Genomic DNA, 17,219 nt, shown 5'->3' on the forward strand with positions numbered 1-17,219 from the left:
GAATTGCTGGAGCATTCATGAAGTTGAAGATCGCACTCCTCGCCGGTGACGGCATCGGCCCTGAAGTGACGCAGGAAGCTGTGAACGTACTGAATGCCGTCGCTGCAAGTGGCGGCCACACCTTCGAGTATGTGCCGCTGCTGATTGGTGGCGCAGCCATCGACGCACACGGTACACCGCTTCCGGACGAGACGCTGCAGGCCACGCTGGCCTGCGATGCCGCGTTGCTGGGTGCGGTGGGTGATAACAAGTTCAACAAGCTGGCACCGAGTGAGCGGCCGGAGGCGGGCCTGCTCAAGATCCGTTCAGAGCTTGGCGGCTTTGCGAATCTGCGTCCTGCCGTCGCGTACAAGGCTCTTGCGGACAACTCTCCACTGCGGCCCGAGATCACTGAGGGCGCTGACATCATGTTTGTGCGTGAGCTGCTGGGTGGCTTGTACTTCGGTCAGCCGCGCCAGTGGGACAAGCAGACTGGCCGCGCGCACAACACCATGGTCTACACGCAGGAAGAGGTCGAGCGCGTTGCGCGCATCGCCTTCGATATCGCAGCGAAGCGCCCGAAGCGCAAGCTGACCAGCGTGGACAAGGCGAACGTTCTGGAGTGCTCGCAGATGTGGCGCTTCGTCGTCGACCAGGTTGCGAAGGACTATCCGACGGTCACCGTCGAGCATCAGCTTGTCGACTCCATGGCCATCCACCTGATGAACCGTCCACGCGACTTCGATGTGGTGCTGACCGAGAACTTGTTCGGCGACATCCTCTCGGATGAGAGCGGCGTCATCACGGGATCGCTTGGCATGCTGCCTTCGGCAACGCTGGGCGGCAAGGTGAATCTGTATGAGCCGGTGCATGGTTCTGCGCCCGATATCGCGGGCCAGGGCAAAGCGAATCCGATTGGCGCGATCCTGACTGCGGCGATGGTGCTGCGCTTCTCCGCGAACCTGGAGCGCGAGGCAAAGATCATCGAAGATGCCGTGGTCAAGGTGCTTGAGGCTGGATATCGCACGAGCGACATTGCGCGCGGTGACATTGCGGGGCAGACGAAGGTTTCGACGATGGAGATGGGACGACTGGTTCTGGATCGCGTAGAAGCCGAGCTGGGAGTAGCCGCGTCATGACGCAGCGAACAACGTCTTCCCCGCTGCTGCGCGTTCTGATCGTGAACATCTTCATCATTGCCGGACTGGTAATGGTGCAGCGTAGCGGGAAGCTGACCGGCGGCATGATCGGCTTCTACGTATTCTTTTTCGTGGCGGCCAACGCATTGATGTACTTCTCCGCACGCGCGCGTCGGCGGATGATGGAACGCAACAGGTAGGAAAGCTAACGATATGTCGACACCGAAAACGCTCTTCGAAAAAGTCTGGCAGCAACATCTGGTGGCCGAGCCCGCGGGCGAACCGCCGTTGCTCTACATTGATCTGCAACTGGTCCATGAAGTGACATCGCCGCAGGCGTTTGAAGGTCTGCGCCTGGCCGGCCGCAAGCTGCGCCGCCCGGACCGCCACATCGCCACCGTGGATCACAATGTACCGACGACCAGCGTGCAGGATCGGCTGCACATCGTAGATCAGATTGCGTCGAAGCAGGTGCAGGCACTGCGCAATAACTGCGCTGAGTTCGGCATTGAGTTCTTCGACGTGCAGGATGCGTCTCAGGGCATCGTGCACATGATTGGACCGGAGCTGGGTGCGACAAAGCCCGGCATGACGATTGTCTGCGGCGACTCGCACACGAGCACGCATGGTGCGTTCGGTGCGATGGCTTTCGGCATCGGCACCAGCGAAGTCGAGCATGTGATGGCGACGCAGACACTGCCGCAGCCGAAGCCGAAGACCTTCCGCATTAACGTAGAGGGCGAACTGCCCTTTGGCGTGACGGCGAAGGACATCATTCTCGACATCATCGGGCGTATCGGCACCGATGGTGCGACCGGGTATGCCGTGGAGTATGCAGGTTCTGCCATCCGCGCGTTGAGCATGGAAGGCCGCATGACGGTCTGCAACATGAGCATTGAAGCAGGCGCGCGCGCCGGCATGATCGCTCCGGATGAGACGACGTTTGCTTACCTGAAGGGGCGGCGCTTCAGCCCGCAGGGCACAGCGTGGGATGAGGCCGTCGCTCACTGGCAGACGCTGCCGACTGACGAAGGTGCGACCTTCGATCGCGAGATGCACATTGATGCCGCAACGCTGGCCCCTGCAGTGACGTGGGGCACATCGCCGGGCATGCACGCGACGATCGATGGGAATGTGCCGACACTGGATGAGGCTCCGTCCGAGGCCGACAAGAAGAGCTTTGCAAAGGCCTACGAGTACATGGACCTGAAGCCTGGCATGCCAATGGATCAGATCAAGATTGACACGGTCTTCCTTGGTTCGTGCACGAACGGCCGCATCGAGGATCTGCGCGCTGCAGCCGCTGTCGTGAAGGGGCACCACATTGCGACGAAGATTCGCGCGATGGTTGTGCCCGGATCGCAGGCGGTGAAGCGGCAGGCGGAAGCAGAGGGTCTGGACGAGATCTTCAAGACCGCGGGCTTTGAGTGGCGCGAACCAGGATGCAGCATGTGCCTGGGCATGAACCCGGACATTCTGCAGCCCGGCGAGCGTTGCGCATCGACTTCAAACCGCAACTTCGAAGGCCGCCAGGGTCGTGGTGGACGTACGCATCTGGTGTCGCCCGAGATGGCGGCTGCGGCTGCGATCACCGGGCACTTCACGGATATTCGCAAGTGGAAGAGCAACGAGCTGAATATTGCAACGAAGCAGATGCTCGCAGAAGGAGGATCGCTGTAATGGTTCCCATCAACGAACTGAAGTCAAAGGCCATGCCGCTGCCGTTGCCGAACATCGACACGGATCAGATTATTCCGAAGCAGTTCCTGAAGCGCATCGAGCGCACGGGTTATGAGGACTTCCTCTTCTACGACTGGCGTTACAACCTGGATGTGGCTGACTCCGTAACGCCGAACATGGACTTTGTGCTGAACAAGCCGGAGTACAAGGGCGCGCAGATCCTTATTGCGGAGAAGAACTTTGGTTGTGGCTCGTCGCGTGAGCATGCTGCGTGGGCGATCAATCAGTTTGGTTTCCTGGCGGTGATCGCGCCGACGTTCGCGGACATTTTTTATTCGAACGCGGGCAAGAACGGCATCATCCTGGTGCGATTGGATGACGAGCAGGTGAAGACGCTGATGGACCGGTCGACGAAGAACCCGGACCACATCATCACGATCAACCTCGAACACCAGACCGTTACGGATGATGAGGGCTTTCACGCGCGGTTTGAGATTGATCCGTTCCGCAAGTTCTGCCTGCTGAACGGCTATGACGACATTGGTCTGACGCTGCGTCATGTGGACGACCTCGACAACTTTGAAGCGAAGCACGACAACGAATTCTGGTCTGCGCCGAAGACGGCTGCATAGCAAGGAAAGAGATCAAGTGAGCAACGAATTACTCCCAGGCAAGCGTCAGTCCGCAGTTCTTACCGAAGGTCCTTCCCGCGCGGCTGCTCGCGCCATGCTGCGTGGCGTTGGATTCACGAAGGAAGATCTGCACAAGCCGATCATCGGCATTGCAAATACGTGGACCGAGATTGGGCCCTGTAACTATCACCTGCGTGATGTGGCCGAGGCTGTGAAGGAAGGCATTCGCGCAGCGGGCGGTACTCCTATGGAGTTCAACACTGTTACCATCTCCGATGGCATCACGATGGGCACCGAGGGCATGAAGGCTTCGCTTATTTCGCGCGAAGTGATTGCCGACTCTATTGAACTGGTGGCGCGTGGCAACAGCTTTGATGGCCTGGTGTGCATTGCGGGCTGCGACAAGAACATGCCGGGTGCGGTGATGGCACTGGCGCGTCTCGATATCCCGGGCATGATGCTGTACGGCGGTTCGATTGCGCCGGGCCACATGCACGTGGGTGCGGACGGCAAGACGCCGGAGCCCGGCAGCAACAAGACGATCGACATCACGATTCAGCAGGTGTTTGAGGCCATTGGCGCGCATGCTGCGGGCAAGATCAATGATGCGCAGCTGGAAGAGGCCGAAGGCACGGCATGCCCGGGACCGGGTGCGTGCGGTGGTCAGTTCACGGCGAACACCATGGCGATGGCCGGTGAGTTCCTGGGCATCAGCCCCATCCAGATCACGGGTGTTCCCGCGATGAGCCAGGACAAGCACGCAGCAAGCCGCGAGGCGGGCAAGCTGGTGATGGAGCTGGTTCGCAACAACATCAAGCCGTCGCAGATCATGACGCGTGAGGCGATCGATGATGCTATCGCCGCCGTCTGCGCGAGTGGCGGCAGCACCAATGCCGTACTGCACCTGATTGCGATTGCGCATGAGTTGCAGGTACCTCTGACGATGGATGACTTCGACACCATCAGCGAGAAGACGCCGTTCATTTGCGATCTGCAGCCCGGTGGCAAGCGCGTTGCGCGTGATTACCAGGATGCGGGTGGATCGCGTGTGCTGGCAGCGCGCCTGGTAGAGAAGGGCCTGCTGAACGGCAACACGCCGACAGTGACGGGCAAGAGTATTCGTGAAGAGGCGAAGTCCGCGGCAGAGACGCCGGGCCAGGATGTGATCCTGCCGTGGTCTGCACCGCTGAAGCCCACGGGTGGTCTTGTGATCCTGAAGGGCAATCTTGCGCCTGAGGGTTGCGTGGTGAAGGTGGCCGGACACGAGCGCGTTCTGCACACCGGCCCTGCGCGTGTGTTCGATTCAGAAGATCTTTGCTTTGCTGCGGTAAACCGTGGCGACATCAAGCCGAACGATGTTTGCGTGATTCGTTATGAGGGCCCGAAGGGCGGACCGGGTATGCGCGAGATGCTGGCTGTGACGGCAGCGATCAAGGGCATTCCGGAGTTGAGCGAGACGGTAGCGCTGTTGACGGATGGACGGTTCAGCGGTGCGACACGCGGTTTGATGGCGGGCCACGTTGCTCCGGAGGCACTGGATGGTGGTCCTATCGCGTTCGTGCACGAGGGCGACAGCATCACCTTTGACATCAAGAATCGTGAGCTGCGTGTTGAGATCAGCGATGCGGAACTGGAAGCCCGCAAGAAGAACTTCAAGGCTCCGGAACCGCGGTATAAGCGTGGCGTTTTTGCGAAGTATGCCAACACCGTAAGCAGTGCCAGCCTGGGAGCCGTGACCTCTTGATCGAAGCGCTCAAATCGATCCTGAAGCAGGCGACGCATGGCCGCTCGCCGGAGGACCTCGAAGCAGAGGCGGACCGGCTTGCGCTGGAACAGGCTGCGCTGGCTGCGAAGGCGGACGAGATCACGGCGCGTGCCGAGGAGCTGATGGCTTCGGCGCAGATGCGGCGGGATCGCGGCGACCGGATTGGTGCGGCGATCTTCTACGCGGAGGCGATTACGCTGCTGCGTGCGAACAGCAACACGACGCGGGAACTGGCGTATGCCTTGCGGCATGCTGCGGATGTTCGCAGCGAGTTGAAGGAATACGCGGTTGCAGGAGCGCACATTGAAGAGGCGATCCGGCTGTATCGGTCGCTGGTGATGAGCGAAGAAGCGACACCGCTGGACCTGGCAAATGCGTTGCGCGTCGCTGCACTGAATGGTGAGCGCCAGGCGCACTCAGCTTGGGTTGAGGCCTGCGATCTTTACACCGATCTGGCCATTACGACTGCAACCGATGAGTGCGCGCAACATCTGGAATGCCTGAAGCACCACAACGAAGTGAGTAAGAATCTGCAGGAGCCCGCAGCATGAGTGATACGACACAGAATACGCAGGGAGCACCAATCTTGACTGGCGCAGAGATTCTCTGGGCCACACTGGAAGGCGAAGGCGTTACGACTGTCTTCGGCTATCCCGGTGGCGCGATCCTTCCGATCTATGACGCACTGCGCAAGTTCCCGAATGTTCACCATGTTCTGACGCGGCATGAGCAGGGCGCTTCACACATGGCCGACGGCTATGCGCGTGCCAGTGGCAAGGTGGGCGTATGTATGGCGACGAGCGGGCCTGGTGCGACGAATCTGGTTACAGGTCTTGCGACGGCGATGCTGGACAGCATCCCGATGGTTGCGATTACGGGCCAGGTTGCGAGCAAGGTGCTGGGTACCGATGCGTTTCAGGAAGTGGATATCACCGGGATTACGCTGCCGATCACAAAGCACAACTTCGTGGTGACGAAGGCGGAGGACATCGCGACCACTGTGCGTGAGGCTTTCCAGATTGCGCGCAGCGGCCGGCCTGGTCCTGTACTGGTGGATATTACGAAGGATGCGCAGCAGGCAAGTTGCATCTTTGACTTCGCGATGTCGAAGCCGCGTGAGTATCGTCCGCACCCGATGCTGAATACGCATGCGGGCGATATGAAGAATGCGCTGGAGCTGATTCAGCAGTCGCGCAAGCCGATCATCTTTGCGGGCCACGGCATCATCCACTCCGAGGCGGAGCAGGAGGTTTTGCGCTTTGCGGAGCGGCATGGCATTCCTGTCGCGACGACGTTGCTGGGGCTTGGGTCCTTCCCTGCTTCGCATCCGCTGGCACTGGGCATGATGGGCATGCATGGCGAGTCGTGGGTGAACCATGCGATTCAAAATGCTGACTTGATCCTTGCCTTCGGCATGCGCTTCGATGATCGCGTGACTGGCAACCTGGCTCACTATGCGCCGAATGCGAAGAAGATCCACATCGAGATCGATCCCAGCGAGATCAACAAGAACGTGAAGGTGGATGTTGCGCTGATTGGCGATCTGAAGCAGGTGTTGACGAAGATCGAATCGTCGACGGAGGTCGCATCGCTGGACCGTACGTTGACTGCTCCGTGGCGTGATGAGATTCGCGCGATGAAGGGTGATGCCAGTGTGCGCGACATCATCAATCTGCCAGACAATGGGCACCTGTATGCCGCGCATGTCATCAACGACATCTGGCAGGAGGCGAAGGCCGCGGGCCGGTTGTCGGACACGATCATTGCGAGCGACGTGGGCCAGCACCAGATGTGGGAGGCGCAGTACTTCAAGCACGAGAACACGCGCACGCTGATCACGAGCGGTGGACTGGGCACGATGGGTTTCGCACTGCCTGCGGCGATTGGCGCAAAGATGGCCTGCCCGGAGAAGGATGTGTGGGTGGTCGTGGGAGATGGCGGCTTCCAGATGACTGCGTCGGAACTGTCGACCATTCAACAGGAGGGCCTGCACATCAACATCGCCGTCATCAACAACGGCTTCCTGGGCATGGTTCGTCAGTGGCAGGAGGCGTTCTATGACAAGAACTACTCGTGCTCGCCGATTCTGTCGCCGGACTTCGTAAAGCTGGCGGATGCGCATGGCATTCCCGGTGCGCACGTTGCGACGCGCGGCGATGTGCTGCCGGCTGTGAAGAAGGCTCGCAATGGGGCGTCGGCATTCCTGATCAACTTTGCCGTTGAGAAGGAAGATGGTGTCTATCCAATGATTGCGCCGGGCTCTGCTCTGCACGAGATGGTGCGCCGTCCGAATCCGTTGATCGAAACGAGCGAGGAGTAGTCGGTTGCAGCTACTTCCACACGAACCGTTCATCGAAGCCGGCGTCGTACTTGGCGTACATGGCTCGCATCTCCTGCTGGAAGGTGCGGGTGCGGTGAAGGGTGTCCTGCGTGTGGATGTATTGCATCAGGGCGGAGCGGTCCGCGGGGCTCACGGAGAAGACACTAAAGCCCTTTTGCCAGCGGAAACTTTCGTATTCGGTTCCCTGGCGAATGATCCAGCGCGTGGCCGCAGTCTTCAGGCGGTCGACGAGTTTGGCGACAGTCATCTTGCGCGAGAGGTAGGCGGCGATGTGCACGTGGTCGGCGGTGCCGCCGATGGCGAGCAGGATGTTCTCCGACTGGCCGATGTCTTCGACCATGCGCGCATGGGCTTCGGCGCGGATGTTGTCCGTCAGCGTTGGCCGCTGATTTTTTGTGCTGAAGATCACGTGCAGCACCACATGGTCCATCACTTGCATGGTCCGGCGAGTATAGCGCCCGCCCAATGCAATCCCACACGGCGAAAGGCTGCCTAAGTATGCTTCACACGTTTATTGCACTTGTTGACAACCGGCCCGGCGTGCTGACGCGCGTAGCGTCGTTGTTTCGGCGACTGAACATCAACATCGTCTCGCTGACGGTCGGTGAGACGGAGCGCGAAGAGTGTTCGCGGATGACGATTGTCTGTGATGCACCGGAGACCGCTGCCTTCCGCGTGCGCGCCTCGCTCTTCAAGCTGGAGATCATGCGCGAGGTCGACGAGGTCGGCCGCAGCGAGGCCGTGGTGCGCGAGCTCTGCCTGATCAAGGTGGCAGCGGGTCCCAGCGTGCCGCATGGCCTGCAATCGCGCTCGCAGATCTTCGAGCTGGCACAGGTCTTTCGCGCGCGGGTGGTCGATCTGGCTCCGGACTCGGTGATGCTTGAGATGACCGGCTCCGCTTCCAAGATCGAGGGTCTGATCCAGGTACTGCGTGAGAGCGCGTACGAGATTCTGGAAGTCAGCCGCACCGGTCGCATGGCCATGCGACGCGGTGCCCACAGCGGCAAGGTGATGAAGGCGCTGGGTAGCAAGGCGCACCAGACTGTCTTCGATGACAGCAGCGATCCCGATGCACTGGATCCTATGGATGCGCTGCCGAACACGTTTGCGGAGCATGACGCTTAGCGATTCGCCACTGCCTGCTGTATTGCAAAGGCATGAAGGCATAGACTTTTAGAGATAACCATACAAAGGAAAGAACACAGACCAATGGCAAAGACTTATCACGATCAGGACGCAGACCTTTCCCTCATCCAGGCGAAGAAGGTCGCCATCATCGGCTACGGCTCGCAGGGCCATGCGCATGCGTTGAACCTGAAGGATTCGGGCGTTGAGGTAAAGGTGGGTCTACGCGCAGGCTCGAAGGGCGCTGCGAAGGCGCAGGCTGCCGGACTGGAAGTTCTCTCAGTTGCCGATGCAGCACAGTGGGCAGACACCATCATGGTGCTGGTTCCCGATCAGACCGCCGCTGCTGTCTATAAGGAGATCGAGCCGGGCCTGAGCCTGAAATCGGCTGATGGCTCTGGCAAGACCCTGATGTTCGCGCACGGATTCAACATCCGCTTCCGTACGATCACGCCGCCTGCTGACGTCGACGTCTCGCTGGTTGCGCCCAAGTCGCCGGGTCACCGCGTTCGCGAAGTATTCACCGAGGGTGGTGGTGTTCCCGGCCTGGTTGCCGTGGAGCAGGACGCGACCGGCAACGCTCTGGCCAACGCGCTGAGCTACGCCAAGGGCATCGGCTGCACCCGCGCCGGCGTACTGCAGACGACCTTCACGGAAGAGACCGAGACAGATCTGTTCGGTGAGCAGGCTGTTCTTTGCGGCGGCACCGCTGCACTCGTCAAGGCTGGCTTTGAAGTGCTGACCGAGGCTGGCTATCAGCCAGAGCTGGCGTACTTTGAAGTGCTGCACGAGCTGAAGCTGATTGTCGACCTGATGTACCGTGGCGGCCTGGAGTACATGCGTCACTCCATCAGCGACACGGCCGAATGGGGCGACTACGTTGCCGGCCCGCGCATTGTGACGCCTGCGGTGAAGGATGCCATGAAGGGCCTGCTGAAGGACATTCAGGACGGCAGCTTCGCGAAGCGCTTCATCGAAGACCAGAACAGCGGCCGCAAGGAATTCACGAAGTTCCGCGAGCAGGACCGCGAGCACCCCATCGAGAAGGTTGGCGCAGAACTTCGTGCGGCAATGCCTTTCCTTGATCCGGTGAAAGTGGAGAACGGCAACGTCGTAAAGGCATAACTTCAACCAAGATAAAGGGCGCGCAACCTGCTTAACAGGTGCGCGCCCTTTGTCTTGCGGGTTAAGCAGCCAATTCGCTCTGCTATCATTCGTCGGATGCAGCAGGCACAAAGTAGATGGCAGGGCAAGCTTATTGCAGCGTTGGGAGCACTGACTCTTCTTGTAGCAACATTCTTCTTACCCTTTGCATTCCCACCGGGTCCCTCCGTTTCACTTTCTTATACTGCGGGTTTTAATAACCGCGTCGCGTTGCTGGGATTTGTCTGTAGCACCTTTGCGTTGGCATTTGTGTTTGCGAGGAAGTTTCCCCGCGAATCGGTCGCTGACAAACCTCTCTCGCGCTGGCTGCCGGTGACGTTCACGGTGCTTTACACCGGACTCACCGCCGTATGGCAACATACACGCCCAATCGGTGCGGAAGTCGCTTATTGCCTGGAACGTCAGTTACAGCTGGATCGGGGTAGACGTCTCTACACGGACTTTCAATACTTTTACGGACCAGCCCTTATCTATCCAGGGCATTTCTTCCATACGGTCTTTCACCTGTCGTCCGGTGGTGCTTATTTTTTGTACTGGGTGCTGTGCTGGTGTTGCGGAACCGCAATGATCGGATATGTCGTTCGACGTATCGACGTACCAACACGCTTCCGGATTGCGATTTACTTGCTCGTGGTTTTGGTATCGTTCTTGTCGATACGAGACGAAGGGATGCAATACACGCCTCTTCGACTTTGGTGCAGTGCCTTTTGTGCGGTGTGGGTTTACGACCTACGACGCGAGCGCGTGCGGCCAACCACACTGCTTGCTGCCATGACAGCTTCGCTACTGGGTTGCATGGCGATATCCCCTGAGCATGGGCTCGCTGTGCTCATCGGCTTATCCGCATATTCCTGTCTTCTTTTCGCCCTGCAGCGTCGCGCATGGCCCGCGTCATTCCTGGTCTCACAGCTACTCATCTTCGCGATCGTGGCAGCGGTCGCGGGTCACTTTCATCTCTTCGATGGAATCAAGGCGTTCAGTACCGGCGGCTATAACTTCCCTCTCCTTCTCTCACCCGCCGTGCTGGTTGTGCTTTCGGTTTATGTGTGCGCAATCTTTAGTCTTTGCGCGAACCTTCTCCGGCGCAATCTGGACAACGCAACCGTTCCGCTAGCGTTATGTGGAATCCCGCTTCTCGCGTCTGCGTTCGGACGATGCGACATCGGCCATCTCGCTGGTGATGCGCCCTTATGGATTGCCGGCCTCTTCCTGATTTCCTCACAAAGACAGTTGGCTGTGCTGTGGGTCCCGCTCGCCTTACTCACGGTGTACGGACCGATCGGGGTTCCAATGCTCCTCGGCTTTACGCAAGCGCATCTGCACAAACAGATGAAGGTGGTCGTCTCCGATGGGGCGGTGAGCCGCGACCATCCGATCGACATGAATAGAACGTATTACCTGCCGTTTGAACTACCAATCGCTAAACGCCTTAAGATCCCGGAAGAGGCACTGGATTCGGGATTTTATGCGGGCACGCAGGGCATCACAGACTTGGCTTCGATGACTCGCAAGATCGAGGAAATTAAGGCGATGCGACACATTCCGTTCCTGCTCCCGGTAGCATCCGCAGAGTTGCCGCAGGAGCCTTACTTCGATCAGCATATGCTTACGCTAAAAGCTTTTGAGCTGTCCTTTTATGTGCCGAGAGTCAAGCGTCCCTACCTTAGCCCACAGCCTATTCTTGACAGCATCGAGGATTCGCACCGACCAGGCGATCAGGTGATTGACGGGATGCGGGTATGGGAACCAGTCGAACCCTAAAATTCGAGTGATCAAGAAAGGCTCTAAGACTCTCTACTGGCATTCCGTTTGTCTTCATCTGTGACCTTGAACACGATCGGTCGTCACTACCCGGGGCTTTCGTTCAGGTGCCGAAGAACCGTCCGCTGCATCCAATCGGACATGCAAACCAAAGCACTCCGACTCTCCGGCGACTTCAGCATTGATGCACTTACCTTCGACGCGTATGACCTGGCTGCGCCTGGGCCGCAGGAAGTGCTTGTGCGGGTGCGCGCCGTTTCTCTCAACCAGCGCGACCTGATGCTAGCGGAGGGTCGCTATGACCCCAATCAGCCAAAGCCCCGGGTTCTGGGTTCCGATGGCGCGGGCGATGTGGTTGCTGTGGGCAGCGAGGTTACAGCGTTCAAGATCGGCGACCGGGTGGTGGCGGGGTTCTTTCGTGACTGGGTGGATGGTGACCTGACGTTTGAAGCTGCCGGGACGGCGCTGGGTGGTGGTGTGGACGGCACCTTGACGACGCATCTGTTGATGCCAGCCCACTCGCTGGTGCGCATCCCGGATGCGCTCACCTATGAAGATGCGGCTACCCTGCCCTGCGCGGCGGTTACAGCGTGGCATGCACTGGTGACGACCGGCAATGTGGGGCCGGACGATACGGTCCTGCTGCTGGGCACCGGTGGCGTGAGTGTGGTGGCGCTGCAGATTGCAAAGATGCGCGGCGCCAAGACCATCATCACCAGCAGTTCTGACGAGAAGCTGGCACGCGCTAAGGCGATGGGCGCGGACGAAACCATCAATTACAAGACGACGCCGGACTGGGACAAGCGTGTCCGCGAACTGACGGACAAGCGCGGTGTGACGCATGTGGTGGAGACGGGTGGAAGCGCGACGCTGCCCCTGTCCCTGAGTTCGTGCGCGATGCATGCGCAGGTGAGCATCATCGGCCTGATCAGCGGTGTGGAAGCGACGATCGATCTAAGGCAGATTCTGGGCCGGAGCGTGCGTGTGCAAGGCATCTACGTTGGCTCGGTGAAGATGCTGCAGGAGGTCGCGGAAGCACTGGCAGGCGCGGGCCAGCACGCCGTGATCGACCAGACCTTTCACTTCGATCACGCGGTCGACGCATTCCGGGCGCTGAAGGCGGCAGACCACTTTGGCAAGATTGTTATCACGTTGCCGTAAAGCTGGCATCCTAGTGGGCATGAAGACATCTGCAACTGCCCTGCTGGTTACGGCGTCTGCTGTTGCGACCGGTGCGCAGCAGGCGCCACAGGATTTGCTGGCCGACCTGCACCATCTTGCGCGGCCCGTGCTGATTTTTGGGAGCGCCGGCGACGCACGCGTGAATGAGCAGTACAGCGCACTGAAAGACCACGCGGCCGAGAGCAACGACCGGCAGATGCACGTCATTCTGCTGTGCGATACACCGCTGCCGCAGTTTCAGGACGGTGGTGCAAAACCGGAGATGTCGGTTGCAACTCTGGCCGAACAGCAGGCGTTGCGGAAGCGCTTCCACGTGGCACCCGAAGCCTTTGCTGTGATCCTGGTGGGTAAGGACGGCGGCGAAAAGCTTCGGTCGGACCGTCCCGTGACATGGGAGCGGCTGCAGTCCACCATTGATGCCATGCCGATGCGACAACAGGAGATGCGCAGCAAACCCCAATGAGGGAACTTGCTGCCCAACACATGCGTATCACCGTCCAACCCGCAATTCTTTCCAATCGCTCACTCGTTGCATGTTGTGACGAGAGCATCGAATACCATTGCGCTAGGAGTGGACCATGGGATCAGCACTGATCACCAACCCGGCCGACACTGCCCACGAGGGCGATGACTATCTATTTGCGCAACTTGCCCCGGAACAGCCGACCGACACGTGCGAGATTGTAGCGGCGCTTCGCCGCATCAAAACGCTTGATCCGTTGAGCCAGGACGAGGTCGTCTGGCTGGCCGAGCACGGCACGGAGCGCAAGGCGCACGACGGCACGCTGATCTTCCATGGCGGCACTCCCGTCCATCACATGACGATCCTCCTGCGCGGAGAGATTCATGTTCGGCGGAATGCGGGACCGCTCTCATTCTTCATTGGCCGCAGCGGCCTGGTGACGGGCAAACTGCCCTTCAGCCGCATGAAGAACTACGGCGGCGACGGCTATGCCGTAGGCGACGTGTGGACGCTGGACTTTGACGAGAGCACTTTTCCTGAGGTTCTGGCGGCTGTTCCGTCGCTGACGCAGATCGTTGTCTCAACGCTGCTGGACCGTACACGCGAAGTGACGCGCATGGAACAGCAGGCTGAGAAGCTGAACGCGCTGGGCAAGCTGGCCGCGAATCTTTCGCACGAACTGAACAATCCCGCCAGCGCCGCACGCAGCGCCGCGAATAATCTGTGGACGGAACTGCGTCACTACGGCGACCAGAAGTTCAAGCTGGGTTCGCTCTGCTTCACAACCGAGACAAAGCAGGCTTATGGCCAATGGATTCAGTCAGTTCGCGATCTGCTGACGCCCGACGGCCGTCCCCATCGTGCGGACGCCTTTGAGGTCTCGTCGCGCGAAGATATGCTGATGGACTGGCTGAAGAGCAAGGGCATCGAAGAGGGCTGGCGCATTGCGCCTGTGCTGGCGGAGACGCGGATCGATGTGCCGCAGTTGGAGCGGCTGGCAGGCATTATGTCCGGCGAGGCACTTACTGTCTCTCTTGGAGCGTTTGCCAGTGCACTGCAGGCGGAGCGTATGACCGACGCGGTCATCGACAGCACGCGCCGCATCTTTGAACTGATCAGCGCCATCAAGGACTACTCGTACATGGATCAGGGTCCGATCCAAGAAGTGGACCTGGGACAGGCGCTGGACAACACGATGACGATGCTGAACTCTCGCCTGGCGTCTGTGGAAGTGCGGCGGGAGTACGCCGTGGATGTCCCACAGATCTCAGCCTATGGTGGCGAGTTAAACCAGGTCTGGACTGCCCTGCTGGAGAACGCGCTCGACGCCATGGCGCTGTGCGCGGATAAGCAGAAGGCGGTGCTGACGCTGCGCACATGCCTCTCTGGTTCCACCGTGCTGGTCGAGGTTTGTGATAACGGCCCGGGCATCCCGGAGGAGATCCGTTCGCGGATCTTCGAGCCGTTCTTCACGACCAAGGCGGTAGGGCAGGCGCTTGGACTGGGCCTGGACACGGCGAACCGGCTGGTGACGAAGCACAAGGGTCAACTCAGCGTCCTGAGCAAGCCTGGCGAGACCTGCATCCAGGTGCGCCTGCCGATCGAGCAGACCGGCGCCTACTAGCGCCTGGACGGGCCGTCACGGCTCCAGCGACGCGAGATAGCCGGTGATTGCGACGATGTCTACCGTGGTCAGTTTTTCGACCGGGGCCTTCATCTGCGCCGCGCCGGCGCCGTTCCTGTTGCCTCGCTGAAAGTCGATGAGCTGCCGGGTCATCTGACTCGGCGACCGGCCGGCGATGGGTGGGGCGATCGCTGTTCCCTTCAGGTTGGTCCCATGGCACTGGGTACAGGCTGGTCCTGCGCCGGGAGCCTTGGTGACGAGCTGCCTGCCGCGTGCGAGGCTGCCCTTTGGGACGTAAGCGATAAAGCCGGAATGCGGGTTGCGCAGTTCGGTCTGCTCGAAATCCTCTGAGATCTCGATGACACGGTTGCCGATGGGCTCGGTGGTCTTTGCGTCGGTCACGACCATCATCAGGTTTTCGACCTTCGTCAGCGGCACCCGGTCCGTCTCGATGACGCGAATCCACTTCGTCAGCTTGAGCCCCGCAAAGTACGCAGCGGCGGACTTTGCTTCTTCCGGCGTGATGCTCTTGCTGAGACGGATCATCCACGTGACGGAGGCAAGCCGCGGCTCAGAGCTTTTGCGTGCGCCGGTCTTGAAGTCCTCCATCTGTTGCAGGATGTAGCTCTCGCTCAACCCGGCGACACTTGCGTTCTCTGGCCTGCCGAGGCCGTTGGGAAGGTGGCAGTGACCGCAGGAAGGCACGTCCGGTCTGCGGCCGTCGGCCACCGAGGCCGGCATGGGGCCGTGCTCTTGCGGGAACCAGTCGGGCACGGTGAACAGGTCGGGAATCTGCCGGCTCGTGTACATCGCGCTGCTGCCGGGGACGTGCCTTTCCCTGGCCTCTGCAGGTTGGGAGGCAGGTGCTGCCGCGTTCCGTGGGACCGGTGGCAGCACCGGATAGGCCCAGACCGGCAGCGGATCGACAGGCGCGGTCGCCGTTTGCGCGAGGGCACGCTGTCCGAGGGACGGCGGAGGCACCGTCGTTGCGAGGAGTAGAACGGCAGAGGCGAGGGTGCGTTTCACAGGGAGAATTCTTCCACAGGTGTCGTCTAAGCCGCCGCCGTATCGGGTTTCTGGCGAGACCTTCCTCTCGACCGATACGTATTTTGTCGCATCCTTGAGCGACTCGCGCACATCTTGCATGTGCAGCTGAAAACAGGAATCATTCGAACCGGGCGCCACGCCAGTGCGCCCATTCCCCTCAGCACTGAACAGGAGTTGCAAGTGTTTCGACCGAATCAGTTTCCTCGTCTTGCCGCAGACGCGCGCGCAGAACATTCATGTGTCAATCGTGCACTGAGCGTCGCAGCAGGAGCCTTGCTGGTTCTTCTGGTGGCCGGGTGCAGCAAACCCGCGCCCGCCGCACCCGCAGCACCACAGGCGATGCCGGTGGCCACACAGCCGGTGGCCCTGGGGGATGTGCCGCAGCGTGACAGCTACGTTGCCACCATCAAGAGCCGCCGCACCACGACGCTGCAGCCGCAGGTGGATGGCCGCATCACGCGCATCCTGGTTCATAGCGGCCAGATGGTGAAGGCAGGCGACCTGCTGATGCAGATCGATCCTCTGAAGCAGCAGGCCGCCGTGCAGCAGGGACTCGCGACCGAGTTCCAGCAGAAGGCGCAGCTCCAGTACAACCAGGCCGATCTGCAGCGCCAGAAGGCGCTGTTCGAGGCAGGCGTCATCTCGAAGCAGGCATACGACCAGTCCACGCAGGGCTTTGGAACATCTACGGGCGCGTACAACGCAGCCGTCGCGTCCACTTCCACGCAGCGTGAGGTTTTGGCGTACTACCAGATCCGTGCGCCGTTCGCAGGTATCGTCGGCGATGTGCCGGTACACCAGGGCGATTACGTCTCGCCGACCACGGTGCTGACCACCGTCGATGAGGACCGCGATCTGGAGGCGTACATTTACGTTCCCACGGAGCGCTCGTCCATCGTGCACAGCGGCTTGCCGGTCGAACTGCTGGACACCGCCGGCAAGACGCTGACGAAGACCGCGTTGAACTTCGTTTCGCCGCAGGTCGACAACGGCACCCAAAGCATTCTGGCGAAGGCTCCAGTATCGGCATCGGGCAATCTGCGCAACCAGCAGATCGTGAGTGCGCGTATTACGTGGGATACGAAGCCCGGCGCGACGGTGCCGATCCTTGCGGTGACCCGCATCGGCGGCGCGGCATTCGTCTACCTTGCGACGGCACGCGGTGCGGGTTTTGCCGCGCACCTTACACCGGTCACCCTTGGCGATCCCATCGGCAACAGCTATCCCGTTGTCACCGGCCTTAAGCCGGGTGATCGCGTTATCGTATCCGGCCTGCAGATGTTGCAGGAGGGCGCACCTGTTCGGCCGTTGTAAGGC

Annotated in this window: 16 protein-coding genes; 14 read left to right on the top strand and 2 right to left on the bottom strand. The window is 60.2% G+C overall.

Annotated features, from left to right (window positions below; all coding sequences use genetic code 11):
- The first annotated feature begins 17 nt into the window (after positions 1 to 17).
- Genes leuB through ilvB form a run of 7 tightly spaced genes read left to right on the top strand, consistent with a single transcriptional unit; the run spans position 18 to position 7,515 of the window.
- Positions 18 to 1,118: a 3-isopropylmalate dehydrogenase gene (gene leuB, locus TERRO_RS17085; protein ID WP_014786950.1), complete on the top strand. Its 1,101-nt coding sequence runs from the start codon at positions 18 to 20 to the stop codon at positions 1,116 to 1,118.
- Positions 1,115 to 1,318 carry a hypothetical protein gene (locus TERRO_RS17090; protein ID WP_014786951.1) on the top strand — a complete coding sequence of 68 codons (204 nt, stop codon included), beginning with the start codon at positions 1,115 to 1,117 and terminating at the stop codon, positions 1,316 to 1,318. Before leuB ends, TERRO_RS17090 begins: the two co-directional genes overlap by 4 nt.
- Before the next feature lie 13 nt (positions 1,319 to 1,331).
- On the top strand, positions 1,332 to 2,798 hold the full coding sequence (leuC, locus tag TERRO_RS17095; protein WP_014786952.1) for a 3-isopropylmalate dehydratase large subunit: 1,467 nt from the start codon (positions 1,332 to 1,334) through the stop codon (positions 2,796 to 2,798).
- The gene (gene leuD / locus TERRO_RS17100; protein ID WP_014786953.1) at positions 2,798 to 3,430 is read left to right on the top strand and encodes a 3-isopropylmalate dehydratase small subunit; all 633 of its coding nucleotides are present in this window, start codon (positions 2,798 to 2,800) and stop codon (positions 3,428 to 3,430) included. Before leuC ends, leuD begins: the two co-directional genes overlap by 1 nt.
- 16 nt (positions 3,431 to 3,446) lie before the next feature.
- Positions 3,447 to 5,174, top strand: coding sequence for a dihydroxy-acid dehydratase (gene ilvD / locus TERRO_RS17105; protein ID WP_014786954.1), 1,728 nt, complete (start codon positions 3,447 to 3,449; stop codon positions 5,172 to 5,174).
- The gene (locus TERRO_RS17110) at positions 5,171 to 5,746 is read left to right on the top strand and encodes a hypothetical protein (protein ID WP_014786955.1); all 576 of its coding nucleotides are present in this window, start codon (positions 5,171 to 5,173) and stop codon (positions 5,744 to 5,746) included. The genes ilvD and TERRO_RS17110 overlap by 4 nt, the downstream gene beginning before the upstream one ends.
- Positions 5,743 to 7,515, top strand: coding sequence for a biosynthetic-type acetolactate synthase large subunit (gene ilvB, locus TERRO_RS17115; protein WP_014786956.1), 1,773 nt, complete (start codon positions 5,743 to 5,745; stop codon positions 7,513 to 7,515). Before TERRO_RS17110 ends, ilvB begins: the two co-directional genes overlap by 4 nt.
- Before the next feature lie 10 nt (positions 7,516 to 7,525).
- On the opposite strand, the gene TERRO_RS17120 is transcribed toward ilvB, so the two are convergent.
- Positions 7,526 to 7,975 carry a transposase gene (locus tag TERRO_RS17120; RefSeq protein WP_157178423.1) on the bottom strand — a complete coding sequence of 150 codons (450 nt, stop codon included), beginning with the start codon at positions 7,973 to 7,975 and terminating at the stop codon, positions 7,526 to 7,528.
- Between the two features lie 59 nt (positions 7,976 to 8,034).
- Here TERRO_RS17120 and ilvN point away from each other — a divergent pair, with 59 nt between their 5' ends.
- The 6 genes from ilvN (at position 8,035) to TERRO_RS17150 (ending at position 14,855) form a co-directional block, all read left to right on the top strand.
- The gene (gene ilvN / locus TERRO_RS17125) at positions 8,035 to 8,661 is read left to right on the top strand and encodes an acetolactate synthase small subunit (protein WP_014786958.1); all 627 of its coding nucleotides are present in this window, start codon (positions 8,035 to 8,037) and stop codon (positions 8,659 to 8,661) included.
- Positions 8,662 to 8,745: 84 nt separating this feature from the next.
- On the top strand, positions 8,746 to 9,786 hold the full coding sequence (ilvC, locus tag TERRO_RS17130) for a ketol-acid reductoisomerase (RefSeq protein WP_014786959.1): 1,041 nt from the start codon (positions 8,746 to 8,748) through the stop codon (positions 9,784 to 9,786).
- Positions 9,787 to 9,882: 96 nt separating this feature from the next.
- Positions 9,883 to 11,586: a hypothetical protein gene (locus TERRO_RS17135; RefSeq protein WP_014786960.1), complete on the top strand. Its 1,704-nt coding sequence runs from the start codon at positions 9,883 to 9,885 to the stop codon at positions 11,584 to 11,586.
- 141 nt (positions 11,587 to 11,727) lie between these two features.
- The gene (locus TERRO_RS17140) at positions 11,728 to 12,747 is read left to right on the top strand and encodes a zinc-dependent alcohol dehydrogenase family protein (RefSeq protein ID WP_014786961.1); all 1,020 of its coding nucleotides are present in this window, start codon (positions 11,728 to 11,730) and stop codon (positions 12,745 to 12,747) included.
- A 19-nt stretch (positions 12,748 to 12,766) separates the two neighbouring features.
- Entirely contained in the window at positions 12,767 to 13,231 is a 465-nt protein-coding gene (locus tag TERRO_RS22325) for a DUF4174 domain-containing protein (RefSeq protein ID WP_014786962.1), read from the top strand.
- A 115-nt stretch (positions 13,232 to 13,346) separates the two neighbouring features.
- On the top strand, positions 13,347 to 14,855 hold the full coding sequence (locus TERRO_RS17150; protein ID WP_014786963.1) for an ATP-binding protein: 1,509 nt from the start codon (positions 13,347 to 13,349) through the stop codon (positions 14,853 to 14,855).
- A gap of 15 nt (positions 14,856 to 14,870) precedes the next feature.
- Here TERRO_RS17150 and TERRO_RS17155 read toward each other — a convergent pair whose 3' ends face one another.
- Complete coding sequence (locus TERRO_RS17155; RefSeq protein WP_157178424.1) at positions 14,871 to 15,881, bottom strand: c-type cytochrome; 1,011 nt, start codon at positions 15,879 to 15,881, stop codon at positions 14,871 to 14,873.
- A 294-nt stretch (positions 15,882 to 16,175) separates the two neighbouring features.
- Here TERRO_RS17155 and TERRO_RS17160 point away from each other — a divergent pair, with 294 nt between their 5' ends.
- Positions 16,176 to 17,216 (top strand): efflux RND transporter periplasmic adaptor subunit, encoded by a 1,041-nt coding sequence (locus TERRO_RS17160; RefSeq protein ID WP_014786965.1) that lies wholly within the window; start codon positions 16,176 to 16,178, stop codon positions 17,214 to 17,216.
- The last annotated feature ends 3 nt before the right edge of the window (positions 17,217 to 17,219 follow it).

This window comes from Terriglobus roseus DSM 18391 (assembly GCF_000265425.1).
Classification (GTDB): Bacteria; Acidobacteriota; Terriglobia; order Terriglobales; family Acidobacteriaceae; genus Terriglobus; species Terriglobus roseus.

Coding starts and splice junctions, on each gene's coding strand:
- leuB (WP_014786950.1), top strand. CDS start 18: ATGAAGTTGAAGATCGCACTCCTCGCCGGTGACGGCATCGGCCCTGAA.
- TERRO_RS17090 (WP_014786951.1), top strand. CDS start 1,115: ATGACGCAGCGAACAACGTCTTCCCCGCTGCTGCGCGTTCTGATCGTG.
- leuC (WP_014786952.1), top strand. CDS start 1,332: ATGTCGACACCGAAAACGCTCTTCGAAAAAGTCTGGCAGCAACATCTG.
- leuD (WP_014786953.1), top strand. CDS start 2,798: ATGGTTCCCATCAACGAACTGAAGTCAAAGGCCATGCCGCTGCCGTTG.
- ilvB (WP_014786956.1), top strand. CDS start 5,743: ATGAGTGATACGACACAGAATACGCAGGGAGCACCAATCTTGACTGGC.
- TERRO_RS17120 (WP_157178423.1), bottom strand. CDS start 7,975: ATGCAAGTGATGGACCATGTGGTGCTGCACGTGATCTTCAGCACAAAA.
- ilvN (WP_014786958.1), top strand. CDS start 8,035: ATGCTTCACACGTTTATTGCACTTGTTGACAACCGGCCCGGCGTGCTG.
- ilvC (WP_014786959.1), top strand. CDS start 8,746: ATGGCAAAGACTTATCACGATCAGGACGCAGACCTTTCCCTCATCCAG.
- TERRO_RS17135 (WP_014786960.1), top strand. CDS start 9,883: ATGCAGCAGGCACAAAGTAGATGGCAGGGCAAGCTTATTGCAGCGTTG.
- TERRO_RS17140 (WP_014786961.1), top strand. CDS start 11,728: ATGCAAACCAAAGCACTCCGACTCTCCGGCGACTTCAGCATTGATGCA.
- TERRO_RS22325 (WP_014786962.1), top strand. CDS start 12,767: ATGAAGACATCTGCAACTGCCCTGCTGGTTACGGCGTCTGCTGTTGCG.
- TERRO_RS17150 (WP_014786963.1), top strand. CDS start 13,347: ATGGGATCAGCACTGATCACCAACCCGGCCGACACTGCCCACGAGGGC.